The sequence below is a fragment of the Prosthecobacter sp. genome, from assembly GCF_020439865.1.
Classification (GTDB): Bacteria; Verrucomicrobiota; Verrucomicrobiia; order Verrucomicrobiales; family Verrucomicrobiaceae; genus Prosthecobacter.
This window is the reverse complement of the sequence record NZ_JAGRPF010000018.1, coordinates 1-12,678: the sequence shown is the minus strand read 5'-3', so window position 1 is coordinate 12,678 and position 12,678 is coordinate 1. Positions and strand designations below refer to the sequence as shown.

The window sequence follows — 12,678 nt, the reverse complement described above, 5'->3', positions numbered from 1 at the left end:
CAGCCAGTTTCCACTGGCCCGATTTTCCACCAGCCGGGCCCGCATTGTAGCGCCAGCCGGTGAAACCGCTCGCAAAGCCGACCGGCTTGCCCGTCACGGGCGCCAGCGGCGGCGTGAAATCTTCGCTGATCAGCAATTTGCCGCGCATAGTCATGAGCGTCTTAGGCAGATCGTCCGCGACCACTGTACTGAATGCGAGAAGGAGAGTGAGAAATGATTTCATGAGATAGTTTAGCGGCCGAGGTTGCGAATCACTTCGACGGCCTTCGATTCGAAAATTTTCTGCCACTCAGGTGCCACGAGCGAATCGCAGTCTTCCTGCGCGTAGCCGGTGTTGGTGCGTTGGAAGACGGTGGGCGTGTAGTAGATGTAGCCGTTTGTGTAGCCGGAGACGAAGGCGTGAGGATCTTTGACCAGCGATTTGATGTTCAGGCCGATCTGCACGGTGAGTTCGCCGGGAAAGGTGACGAGTTTGAAGTCACCAACACGCAAGCCGCAGACTTCGACGTCGAGCACCGGTTTGGCGGCAGCCTTGGTTTCGGCGAGATGCCGTTTCAAAAGCGCGAGATTGGTGTTCAACCGCGTGAGCCGTTCCATGACCTCGATATTCGCGAGATAGCTTTCCACGAGCGCGCGGTTGTCTGCGTCGAGTTGTGGGATTGCCTTTCGGTCGAGCTCCTGGTCGTGCAGGTAGCTCTGCGAGTAGTGCGAAGGGAAGTCAGGCGAGAGCTTTTGTTCGATCAGCAGCGGCAGGAAGGTTTTGAAATTGATGTTGGTCGGCTTCAGCGCCGCCAACAGCTTCTTCTGCTCCGCTTCGATGCTGGCGATGCGGTTCTCGTAGTCCGCCGCACGCGGAACGGAGATGACTTCGTTGCTCACCTTCAACGTGCTTTCGTCTCCGGTTTGAATCTGTCGCGTGGCGGCCAGCACGCTCGCGCCGAGCATGGTGCCGAGCGGCTCCGCATCGGCGGGGCGTGTGACCTCCTTGTAGCGCACCGGATTGATGTCACCGCCGCAGCCTTGAATGAAGAAGGCCATCGCTCCGCCGCCGAGCGCCTGCTCGATCACCTTCGAGGCAAAGCCGGGATAGTCGGCGGAGCAGCCCTTGCTCGGCGGATTCATGATCGGATGACACGCGAACTGATACACGATCGCCAGCGGCGTGCCGTCGGCGCGGTCCAGTCGCAGCAAGCCAATCTGCGGATCGATGGGCCCGACGCTCGCCACATCCTCGTCGCGCGGCATCGAATAGGCACGCCGCATGTCGATCTGAGTGCCGTCCTTCATCAGCAGCCGGCGATTTTCGCTGATGCGGCGCTCGCTTCCCACGCCCGCACCTGCTTTCACCGGCACCAGTTTCTTCGCCGCCTCCTTCACCACCTGCACGACGAGCTGCTGCGTGTCTGCGCGGATGATGCCGTGGCAGTGGCTCGCATTGATGACAACGCTCGTCGGCGGAATGCCGAGATCGCGCTCCAGTTCACCACGAACATTCGCGAGAAAGCCGTTCCCGATGCGACCGATGCCGCCAATCGCCACCGCATCCACGGTGATGAGCACGGCAGTCGTTTCGCCACTCCTTAAGACGAGCGCTTTCGCATAACACGGATCATTCACCGGGCCGGTTCGCTCGGTGATGTCGATCCTCGCGACACCCGCGAGCATTTCAGCTTGAAGAGTCGTGACAGCAAAAAGGAAGATCGGGAGGAGGAGGATTTTCATGGTGCGACACGGATGACGAAAGTGGAAGAACGGGGCGGGACTTCAAAGCGCAGACTGCCATCGGCATCTGAGGGAATCTGGGCGCCCTGTGGATCGAGCATGACGACCTGGCGAGACTTCCAATCGGCAGGCGCTTCCATTTCCAAAGTCAGCGGCTGGTCGTAAATCTTGGCGTCAGTGGCGACGGCAAGCTGGAAGGTGAGGCTGCGCTCATCGGTCTTCACGATGGCAAGCTTGGAGGCGTTGCGCTCGGTTTGATACTTGTAGATGTCCGCCATGCCGGCGATCCAGAGTTTGTCTTGATGCTGTTTGGCGATGTCGAGCGCGGCGCGGAAGTTTGCCTCGCTGCTGCTGAGACCGTCGCCGATGTAGTGGTAGTGCATTCGGCACCAGAGACCGCGCTCCAGATGCGAGGTGAGCGCTTTGCGGAAGGCCTCGACGCGGCCGCCGTAGCTGTCGTCCATGCCAAGCGATCCGCTGGAGGCGTCGAATTGATGATACTTGTCGAGGTAGTAGCGTAGCGTGCGTGAGGTCTCCCAGCGCGTGCCACCGCCGAGATTGAGCGCCATGAGCTTGCTCCTGCCGGGAGTGAGTTTCCAAATCGCCTCCGCAGCGCTGCCAATTTCGAGCTCCATCTCGGCATCGCTCCGCGCACCGCGATGATGGGCGGAGTGGTTCGCGAGTTCCATGTCGCCCTGCTTCATCACCGCCTCCCATTCAGCGTGTTGCGTCTCAAACGAGAAGTTCTGACGGCTGCCCGGTTCTTTCGGGCCGGGATTGACCATGAAGGTGCCTTTGAATCCGTATTCACGCAGGATTGGAATGGCTTTGCTGAGATGGGTAGGATGCGAGTCATCAAAACGGATGCTCAGCGCGGCGATGCGTCTGTGCGGCCAGTTCGCGATGCGCACGCGGGCACCGCTGGCGGCATCTTGAATGCCGCGATCCTTCTCGGATGTTGATTTTGGCCAGCCTCCGGGAGGTTCCACGGCTTGAACGACGAAGGAGTTCACGTTCTCCGGCAGCGGAAGGAGCAGCTTCTCCCACTCAATGCCCGAGCGTTGCACAAGAAGCGCGGCGCCGGCTTCATCCCGCACCTCGACATCATTGGCTGGCCATGCGTTACGGCCTGTGTTTGGCAATTCAACACGCAAGGTCAGCGGCTGCGCTTCTCCTTGGCGGTCCACCTGCACGCGAAGCTTGAACGACTCCGAATTGGTCGCAGTGAAGGTTGCAGGGCCGTTGTAGCGATTCCAAGAAACCTTCACTCCTCCGAGGTCTGGCGATTGAGCAGCGCTACTGGCCATCGCCATGGCGAAGACGAAGACCGAAACAGGCAAAAACAGGGTTCTCATACTGGATGCTCAGGGCTGGTCGAGGCGGCGTTTCACAAACTCGAACGCATTGCGATACGCGTCCTTGATCTGCTCGGGATCACCGCCGCCAAGACCGTGCTCGCCGTTCGTGATCGCGTGAAGTTGATACGGAACACCGTGCTTCTCAAACTCACGCGCCATGAGCTGCGACTGCTCGAAGGGCACGTCCGTGTCCGCCGTGCCGTGGATGAGCGCCGTCGGCGGATAGCTTGCGCTGACATTCTTGAGCGGCAAAAACGGCGTGATCTTTTCCGGTTCACGCAGCGGATCGGCTCCGGCGATCAATTCGCCCCATTTGCCTGTTTGCCGTCCGTAGAGGTAAATCGTGACTCCGTCGGTTTTGCGCAGGCGCGAATCGGAAACAGGCGGGCCGCCGAGCTGCTTTGTGAACTCTTCCTCCGTGATCTTCTTCGCGTTGTGACGCGGATGCGGGCTCGGTTTCGTCGCCCAGTCGCTGAGAGTCTCGCCATAACCCCAGAACGACAGCAGTACGCGCGGCGCGGGCTTCACGCGAGAGCCTGCGATGAGCGTGATGAACCCGCCCGCTGAACCGCCGCTGACGGCGATGTGTTCCGGATCGATGCCGAAACGCGCCGCCCCTTCGCCGCGCAGCCAGTGAAACGCATCCTCGATGTCACTGACGACTTCCGGCAGTTTCGACTCCGGCGCGAGTCTATAGTCGAGCGAGACGAGCACGTAGCCGTTGCTGGTCGCGAACTCGCGCACCTGCGACGACACGCTTTCGCGATGGCCGTTGATCACACCACCGCCGTGAATCCACACGACCGCCGGCCGCGGCTTCATCGTGCCGTCATGAAACACATCCGCTTTGATGTCGAGGCCATCTACCCGCTTGTAGGTGACGGTTTCCTTCACGACCTCGGCTTCGGCGTGCCAGGCCAGCATCGTCACGCCAAGCCACGCCAAGACCAGGCGGCATCGATCAAGGTTGCAGATCGCGGGGACATTCATGGCCAAGAATTACGGAGGTGGACGGGGTGTTCCTGCGGCGCAACAAGACAGGCGCAGTTGCCGTTTCGAATTCCATGATCCGCATCGCATTCACCTTCGCATGTCTGGCGTTCGTCATCTCATGTCGCGGTGACGAAGCGGATGGCACACGCGCACAGCTTGCTCGTGGTCTGGGCATTCCGGCTGAGCGTGTGCCGTTGGATGCCACCGCCCGCGGACAGATCGAGCATGAAGGTGTGGTCATTGAAAAATGGATCTTCACCGCGGAGCCGGGCTCGCGAGTTCCGGCGTTGATCTACCGGCCCAAGACAGTCGGCGGTCGTGCTCCCGCCGTCGTCTTCACCTATGGACATGGCTCGAGCAAGAGCGCCTGGAGTTATCACTACGCGGGCATGCTGTATGCAAAGCTCGGCATCATCGCACTCGCGATCGATCCCATCGGCGAGGAGGAACGCCATGCGACGGGCCGCATGGGCAGCCGTGCGCACGACAACGCCACTGCCGATCAACGCGCCGCCGCCGCCGGCAGGCTCATGATGGGCAAGCTCGTCTTCGACACCATGCGCGGCGTGGATTTGCTCGCTGCGCGCGAAGACGTGGACATGCGCCGCGTGGGTGTGGCCGGGTATTCGCTCGGCGGTGCCAAGGCCTGCTGGATGGCCGCGCTGGAAACGCGGCTGCGCGCCGCCCTCGTCTGCGGATGGGCGTATGACGACATCGTGCTGCCCACGAAGAGCTGCACGCGGGCCTCCTTCACGATGATGCGCGAACGCATCGACTGGCCTGCCTTCATCCGGCTGGCGGCCCCGCACTGCGCCATCTTCACCGGCAACGGCGACATCGACGACATCATCGACCGCGGAGATCACGATGTCTGGCGGCGTTCCGACAAGCAGATGAAAGCCGCGTCGCCTGCGTTTGCTCCTGGCATGCTGGAAAGCCACCTCGTAGCAGGCGGCGGGCATCGGCCTTACTTCATCGGACGCGAGGCGCTGTTTTTCCTGGCACGTCAGCTTGATCTGCCGGAGGCGACGCGCGATCGCATCGACGCGCTGCCGATGCTCAATCTCGGCGACTGGTGCGACACACATCACATCGCGCTCGAGAAACTCTATGGCACGCGGCTGCACTGGCGCGGCGCCACCGCGCCCGATCTGGGAATCATGCCATTGTCGCCAGAACAACTCGCCGTGCTCCATCCCGAGGAAAAAGGCGCCCCGGACTTCACTCTCGAAGGCTGGCTGGACCAGATCGAAGGCAAACGATGAGCGGCGCAACTGCCGCGATCACTTCTGCAAAGTCCACGCCACCGCATTGAGCAGAAGCCTCCGCACATCGGCGATCTGCATGTCCTCCGGCGCGCCGAGGCTGGTGTAGAAGATGCGGGCTTTGTTCGCGCCATAGGAACGCGTCCACGCGACGGGTTGTGGCGGTGTGGTGGCTCCGGCTTGAGCGGTGCCGATGAGGATGGGCGTGGCGTTGTCGGCGAGCGGCAGAACTTTGTAGAGCGATTGGTGGCCGCGGATGTTGGCGGCGTTCACGCCTTCGAGCAGCGGTGATTTGATGTCTGCGGCCACACTGACGCTGTAAGGCAGGCCCTTCGTTTCGTAGCCGGTGTTTTCGCCGCCGAGCACCTCATGCGTGAACTCCGGCCATGGCGCGAGGCTGGGATCGACGACTTCTTTGGGTTTCGGGATGAACGCATGGTTCGCAGTGCGAATGCCAAGCAGTGGTTTTCCTGCGTCGAGATGAGCGCGAATCGCGGCCATCTGATCCTTCGGTGGGAAACGACGACGCGAGAAGAGGACCAGCAGATCCGCATCCTTCAGCGCCTCAACGAGTCCGTCGAAGTGATGTTTCTCCGGCTTGTCGCCTTCGACGATGGTGACGTGGTGGCCGAGCGGTTTGAGTTCCTTCTCAGCGAAGTCGCGCATGGTGTTTGGCGCGTCGTAGTTGTCCGGATCCACGACGGTCATGATGACGATGTTCGCGGCCGGCAGCGTGGTCGCGAGGCCGAGGATAGCGATGAAGGTGAGAAGAATGGATTTCATGGCCTGCGATTACTTTCCTTTGAGATGCTTGTCGAAGAAGTCTAGCACGAGCGGACGCAGGTCGCGCTGCTTTGGCTGAAAGTGAAACGAGTGCGGTGCGTCGGGAATGATTTCGATCTGGTAGTTGGCTCCGACCGCCTTCATCGCGGCAGCGAGCGCTTCCGAGTCGGCCACTGGCACGGTTTTGTCTGCCGTGCCATGCAGGATGAGCAATGGCGGATCGCCTTTGTCGATGTGCGTTCGCGGATCGGCCTGTTTGTAGAGTTCCGGAGCCTCGGCGCGCGTTTTGCGGAACATGGAGATGTCCCGCCTCTCAAACCACAGCACCGGGCCGTAGAGATCCACGGCGCACTGCACGCGCGTCGATCCTTCGCCGGGTGGATCAAGTTCACCGCCGGTGAGTCCGATCATCGCGGCGAGATGTCCGCCCGCGCTCCCGCCAATGACACCGATGTGATCGGGATCGATCTGCAGGCGTGCGGCATTCGCACGCAGCCAGCGCACGGCCGTTTTGCAGTCGTGCAGATTCTGCGGCCAGGTCGGGCCGGGGTTGTCCTTGTTCGCCAGCAGGTAGTCGATGCTCATGCCGACGTAGCCGTTCTGCGCGAGCGTGGTGCCAATGTTGATCTCACGCGCCGCACGCTTCTCGCCGCCGGACCAGCCGCCTCCGTGGATGATGAGCACCGCCGGGAACTTTTGTCCGGGCTGCGGATTCGCCGGCAAATACAGATCGGCCTTCTCCTTGCGTCCTCCACCGAGGTAATCGACGTCATGTTCCGTGCGGATTTCGTCAGCGGCGACGGCGAGAGAGGTGACGAAAAGAAAGAGGAATGGTTTCATGGCTGACGTCACTTACTTGAGCTTGGCAAAGAGGTCTTCAAGACCGGCGACGATCTTCGTGGAGGCATCGACTTCGAGGCAGCTTGAGCGTGCGCGCCACGTTTCGTATCCGCCGAGGGCATGCTGCTCGGGTGTGGGGAGGTAGCCATGGTAGGCGTTGGCCAGCGAGACGGTGAAAGTGGGCGTGTGACGTTTTTTGAGTTCCAGGCCGATCTCGACGAAGACTTCGGCCGGAATCGCCGAGACGTGGAGATCGCCGATCTTCATGATCTGCAGCGGAGCGGAGACTTCTATGGGGAAATCGGCCAGCAAAACTGTTTCACGCGCATAAACCTGCTCCAGTGTTTCCATGCGCGGGAAGAGCTTCGACTGCTTCGTCGCTTCGCGGGCCTTTTCGACTTCGTCCTTGCCCGGCAGGCGCAAGCCAAGCGTGATTTCCTTTTGTGCGACGCTGAGCGGCACCCAGTCTTCGTGCTTCACGTTCTTCACTTCTTTCGCGACGGCTTGTGCGACGTCCTCGGCCACGATCTTGATGCGGCCATACGGTCCTTCCTTCGCCTGACCGCCGCGGAAGTCGATGTTGTTGATGTCGCCGCTGGTGCCATTCGACATGATGCCGACGAAGGGCGGATCCTGATGCTCTGCGCCAAGCAGTTCGCCAATCCGACCGGCGAACACGCCGTAATAGTCCGCCGAGATGTGTCCGGGGCCGACACCGCCGACATAATGCAGCGAGTAATTGGCGTAGAGTGCGACCGGTTTGCCATCCGGGGTCTGCACCGAGATGAAACTCACCTGCGGGTCGGTGGGACCGGCGGGTTCGAGAAGGTTCGGATTGTTGATGCCGGGATTGGTCTTCACCTGATCGGTCGTGACACCGAGCGGCGTGGGAGGAATGCCGCCTGGCTTCATCTTCCAGCGGCGGTTGAAGACCTGCTGTGGCACATCGACGACTCCATGACCGATCTTCGCCGGTGCGAGGTTGTTCAGTGCGCGCCGCACGCCATCGGCGATGCGGCGCGAGATGAAGCGCTGATACATCGGATTCGGTTCGCTCTGTCCCACCGCCTGCGCGGTGCCGCAGGAGTGCGAATGCGTCGCAGACATCATCATGTTCTCCATCGGCAGGCCGGTGGCTTCGTGTACCATCTTCTTCGCCTCATCAAAGATGCCGCGCCCGATCACACAACTGTCCGCCACCACGAGCACGAGCTTGGTCGTGCCGTCATCGAGCGCGAGGCAGCGGGCATGAAGTTCGTCATGAATGTAGGCCGCCTTGCCGTCCTGAAAGCCGCCGTTGATCGAACTGCCGAGATCGGGTGTGATGTTGCTGGTGGCCGCTCCCGCGCGGAACTCGGCGGCGTGAAGAGCGGAGGCGGCGAGAACGATGCTGATGATGGCAGGCAGTATCATGCGAGTCTTACGGCACGAAACGTCCGAACTTGATCAAATCAGTTCGCGGATCGGCAGTGCACCGTTTTCGACGAGGTAATGCGGGCGGCCTTTGGTGTCGGTGACAGTGGTGGTGGCCACGTCGATGCCGAGATTGCGATAGAGCGTGGCAAAGACTTCGGGGAAGGTGACCGGGCGGCTGTCGGCCTCGCCTCCGAGACGATCGGTGGAGCCGATGACCTGTCCGTTGGGCATGCCGCCGCCGGCCAGCAGTGCCATTGCCACGCGTGGCCAGTGATCGCGCCCGACTTGCTTGCTGATGATCGGCGTGCGGCCGAACTCACCCCACACGAGCACCGTGACGTCCTTATCGAGCCCGCGCTGATGCAGGTCCTCGACGAGCGCGGTGATGCCTTTGTCGAAGATGGGGAAGTCCTCGCGTTCGCGGGAAAAAATGTCGTTTCCGGCTCCGCCGTGCCAGTCCCACTTGCTGTAGTTCACCGTGACGACACGCGCGCCGGCTTCGACGAGACGACGTGCGGTGAGGAAACTCTGCGGTACACGCGGCGCACCGTTTTGATCGATGCGCTTCACCGTGTCGCCGGTGCCGTAGCGTTCGACGATGCGCGGATCTTCCTTGGAAAGATCGAGCGCGTCCGCGAGCTTCGACGATGTGAGCACGCCCATGGCCTGCTGCGTGAAGGTGTCCATCGCATCCATCCTGCCGCTCGAATCGACATCGCGGCGGAAGTTGTCGAAGCTCTTCAGCAACCGCGCACGATCCGAGAGCCGGTCGTAGGTGATGCCTTGCAGCGTGAGATCACCGCGGCTCGGACCCGTGTGGCGGAAGGCGTCGTTGGCGGCACCGAGCATGCCGGGTCCGGGTTCGTTGTAAGGCCCGTGCGTGCACTCGTAGCACATGCTGACGAACGGCGGCACCGACGGATCAAACGCGCCCTGCAGCTTGCCGACGACACTGCCGAACTGCGGCCAGCCACCGGGCGGAACGGTGCCCACACGATTTGGAAAACCGGTGTAGCACTGGATAGCATCGTGTCCGGCTTGCGCACCGACGAGCGAACGGATGACGGTGAACTTGTCCATCATCTTCGCCATGCGCGGGAAGAGTTCGCAGATCTGGATGCCGTCTACGTTTGTGCCGATGGGCTTGTGCGGTCCGGCGATCTCGCTGGGCGCGTCCGGCTTCAGGTCAAACATGTCCTGATGCGGCGGTCCGCCGACGAGGTAGATCAGAATGACCGACTTTTGCGACGTGCGAATGCCCGCCTGATTTTCCAGCGCCAGCAGCTTCGGCAGTGACAGCCCGATCGATCCCAGCCCACCCACTTTGATGAAATTGCGACGCGAAACGCCATCACAGAAGGCGCTGCGTTTTTCGGCGGGAGCGAGAATCTTGAGCATGGCGTGCCAGCGGTTGCGACTCACCAATATCGGACTCGTGCCCGGATTCTTTCGATGTGGCCCTGATCAGAGCGTCAGGTCTCGTTCGCATTCGTATCTGGCGCCCACCAGATGACGACGAAACCAAGGGCGTAGATCGAAGCACAGATCGTGCCGACGCGTGGATACTCACCGCCGAGTGCGGAGAATAGAAATCCGGCGGCGAGAACGCCGAAGGCCGTGGCGAAACGACCGGAGTTGTAGGCGAGTCCGCTGCCAGTGGCGCGAACGCGTGTCGGAAACAGCTCCGGCAGATACAGCGCCAGCCAGCCGAAGAACAGCGTGGCCACAAAGCCCTGGGCAAAGACGATGAGATGAAACGAAGGCTGCAACGGCGCGGTAAGTTGGAACATCGCGAAGGTGATCGTGACAGTGGCTATGCTGATCAAAGCGTAACTGAGACGCCGACCGAGCCAGCTCGCGAGTTGCGCGCCCAAGAAACTCCCGAGCGTGGCGCCCAACGCCCACCAGCCTTGTGTGGTGGCTTTGTATCCGACATGCGTGGCTCCGGCGACCTTGTCCGACCAGGGAATCATCCACTTGCTGGCCGACCACGCACCGATCATCGGGATGGCGCTCAGCACGACGCCCATGAGCGTGAAACGGAGGAGGCTCGGCTGGAACAGCTCACGCAAAGGTGCGACCGGCCCCTTGGTTGCACCGCGTGACGCGAGCCATTTCGGTGATTCGGGCACCGCGACGAGCACCAGGATGCCGAGCAACGCCGGCACACCCGCGAACTGAAAAACCCAGCGCCAAGAGTCCGGCGTGATGGACCAGTGGCGTGCGATTTGTGACAGCAACAGGATGCCGACATTCAATCCGGCCATCATCACGCCTGAAACGACGGGCTTCGACGCACCGGACCAGCATTCGGAAACCAAGGCGATGCCGTTGGGCCACACACCGCCGACGCCGAGGCCGACGAGAAAACGCAACGCAAGCATCTGCCATTGATCCTGCGCGTAGCTGCCCATCGCCGCGAAACCCGAGTAAACGAGAACGCAAACGCCCATCGCGCGTGTGCGCCCGATGCGATCGCCCAGATTCCCGAGCGCGATGCCTCCGATCGCCGCGCCCAGCATCAGCGCGGCCGTGAAACGCGCGAACCATTCACCGCCGAGTTCCGGCGTGAAGGCGGGACCGAGCAGGCTTTTGGAAACCGAAAGCGATGCGACGGGCATCAGGCCGAGTTCGACGCCGTCGAAGACGATGGCTAGGAAGGCTGCGGCCAGAACGAGGTAGCGTTGCGAGGCGCTCATGATTCGAGGATCGCTTTGATCACCGCGCTGTTGTCCGCGTCGCCAAAGCCGAGCGCCTCGGCCTTTTCGAGAAGCTGGCGATGCGTCTCGCTCAACGGCAGGGGAATGCCGCTCGCAGCGAGCATGAGGCGCACGTCCTTCAGATGCTGCGAGAGCTTCGCCTGCGGTGTGAAGTCCTGCGCGATCATCTTCTCGCCCTTCGTGTCCATGATGCGTGAGTACGCCATGCTGCGGCGCATCACATCGAGCGTCTGCGGGAGATCGAGGTCGAGCTGCCGGGCGAATGCGAGGCCTTCGGCCAATGCGGCACGATTAAGGCCGAGAACGAGGTTGGTGACGAGTTTCATCTTCGCGCCACTGCCACAGGGACCGACATGGACGACATCGCGAGCCAACAGGGTGAACAAACCGTGGCAGCGCTCAAAAACATCCGCGTCACCGCCGACCATGATGAGCACGTCACGCTGCAAAAGCTGCGCACTGCTGCCGGAAACCGTCGCGTCGAGGTAATGCACGCCTTTTTCGGCCAACTCGGCGCCCAGCGCGGCCATGTCACGCGGATCACCGGTCGTGGTGTCGATGAGGATCTGTCCGGCGCGCAACTTTGCATCGCTAAGGACACTGCGAACGATGTCGGAATTTGGCAGACAGAGAAAAACGACAGCGCAATGATCGAACACATCTGCCGCCGTGAAGGCATTCACGCAACGCGTCGCGTCCACGTCCCAGCCTCGTGATGCGCCGGTCATCCTCATCAACGCGCCGCCCATCAAGCCCATGCCAATGATGCCGACGGCGGCGGTTGATTCGGAATGACTCATGGGACCATCACCCGTCGATGTTCCATCCGTCGCGATACTCCTTCGTCATGAAGGCGTTCGCTTCGGGCGTGTCGGGGCTGGTGCCGGTCTTGCCGTCGTATTGGATCTTCTTGCCCGTGCGATAGGCGACGAGACCGAGGAGCATCATCTCGATCATGTTGGCGCTGTAGCCGAAGTTGCAGGCGGTGGGCTTGCTCGGATCGCGGCAGGCATCGAACCACTGCTTCTGGAAGTGGCCGATGTCCGGCAGCATGTCCTCGGGCTTGCGGCGGTTGTAGTAGCTCATGTCGGCGGTGTCGCCGTAGGGATAGATGATGCGCGAGGTGAAGTCGGCGATGAGGAAGCCCTTCGTGCCCTTGAACATCGCGCCGTGCCCGATCTGATTCAGATCGATCGCGGCGCTCGGATTGCGCGGCATCGCGCCGCCCTGATACCAGCTCACTTGAATCGGACCGCGCCAGTCGTTGGCGGGAAGATCAAAGTGCGATTCGCATTTCACCGGCGTGACGTCGGAATTGTAGGCATCGCCTTTGGCCTCGGCCGAGGTGGGCAGGCCACCGTCCACGGCGTTCCAGAGCAGGTCCATGGTGTGGCTTCCCATGTCGCCGATCTGACCGGCGCCGAAGTCCCAGAACATGTTCCAGGAGAGGCAGTTGGCACCGGCCTTGCCAGAGAAGTAGGCGGGATTGTACGGATGGAAGGGCGACGGGCCAAGCCACAGATCATAATGGAAGTCCTTCGGCGGTTCGCCCTCCTCAGGGAAGTAGCCGGGCTTCGGAAT

The 12,678-nt window shown here is 61.6% G+C and carries 11 protein-coding genes and 1 pseudogene; 1 reads left to right on the top strand and 11 read right to left on the bottom strand.

Going from position 1 to position 12,678, the window contains the following annotated elements:
* From KDL09_RS01520 to KDL09_RS01505, 4 genes are all read right to left on the bottom strand, one after another.
* The coding region (locus tag KDL09_RS01520; RefSeq protein WP_294380617.1) for a hypothetical protein at positions 1-223 on the bottom strand (223 nt) is incomplete at its 3' end.
* Between the two features lie 8 nt (positions 224-231).
* Positions 232-1,722, bottom strand: a complete 1,491-nt coding sequence (locus tag KDL09_RS01515; RefSeq protein ID WP_294380615.1) for a hypothetical protein — start codon at positions 1,720-1,722, stop codon at positions 232-234.
* Positions 1,719-3,077 (bottom strand): polysaccharide deacetylase family protein, encoded by a 1,359-nt coding sequence (locus tag KDL09_RS01510; protein ID WP_294380613.1) that lies wholly within the window; start codon positions 3,075-3,077, stop codon positions 1,719-1,721. The genes KDL09_RS01515 and KDL09_RS01510 overlap by 4 nt, the downstream gene beginning before the upstream one ends.
* A 9-nt stretch (positions 3,078-3,086) precedes the next feature.
* Positions 3,087-4,070: an alpha/beta hydrolase gene (locus KDL09_RS01505; RefSeq protein WP_294380611.1), complete on the bottom strand. Its 984-nt coding sequence runs from the start codon at positions 4,068-4,070 to the stop codon at positions 3,087-3,089.
* A 74-nt stretch (positions 4,071-4,144) separates the two neighbouring features.
* On the opposite strand from KDL09_RS01505, the gene KDL09_RS01500 reads away from it, so the two are divergent.
* On the top strand, positions 4,145-5,338 hold the full coding sequence (locus KDL09_RS01500; RefSeq protein WP_294380609.1) for an acetylxylan esterase: 1,194 nt from the start codon (positions 4,145-4,147) through the stop codon (positions 5,336-5,338).
* A gap of 18 nt (positions 5,339-5,356) precedes the next feature.
* On the opposite strand, the gene KDL09_RS01495 is transcribed toward KDL09_RS01500, so the two are convergent.
* The 7 genes and pseudogenes from KDL09_RS01495 to KDL09_RS01465 all read right to left on the bottom strand — a co-directional run.
* Positions 5,357-6,121, bottom strand: coding sequence for a ThuA domain-containing protein (locus KDL09_RS01495; protein WP_294380607.1), 765 nt, complete (start codon positions 6,119-6,121; stop codon positions 5,357-5,359).
* A 9-nt stretch (positions 6,122-6,130) separates the two neighbouring features.
* The gene (locus tag KDL09_RS01490; RefSeq protein ID WP_294380606.1) at positions 6,131-6,961 is read right to left on the bottom strand and encodes an alpha/beta hydrolase; all 831 of its coding nucleotides are present in this window, start codon (positions 6,959-6,961) and stop codon (positions 6,131-6,133) included.
* Positions 6,962-6,973: 12 nt separating this feature from the next.
* Positions 6,974-8,374, bottom strand: a complete 1,401-nt coding sequence (locus KDL09_RS01485) for a hypothetical protein (RefSeq protein WP_294380605.1) — start codon at positions 8,372-8,374, stop codon at positions 6,974-6,976.
* A gap of 33 nt (positions 8,375-8,407) precedes the next feature.
* The gene (locus KDL09_RS01480; protein WP_294380602.1) at positions 8,408-9,775 is read right to left on the bottom strand and encodes a DUF1501 domain-containing protein; all 1,368 of its coding nucleotides are present in this window, start codon (positions 9,773-9,775) and stop codon (positions 8,408-8,410) included.
* Positions 9,776-9,849: 74 nt separating this feature from the next.
* On the bottom strand, positions 9,850-11,076 hold the full coding sequence (locus KDL09_RS01475) for an MFS transporter (RefSeq protein ID WP_294380600.1): 1,227 nt from the start codon (positions 11,074-11,076) through the stop codon (positions 9,850-9,852).
* Positions 11,073-11,897, bottom strand: coding sequence for an NAD(P)-dependent oxidoreductase (locus tag KDL09_RS01470; RefSeq protein ID WP_294380598.1), 825 nt, complete (start codon positions 11,895-11,897; stop codon positions 11,073-11,075). Before KDL09_RS01470 ends, KDL09_RS01475 begins: the two co-directional genes overlap by 4 nt.
* Before the next feature lie 7 nt (positions 11,898-11,904).
* Positions 11,905-12,678, bottom strand: a pseudogene (locus KDL09_RS01465) (gfo/Idh/MocA family oxidoreductase); the annotation flags it as partial.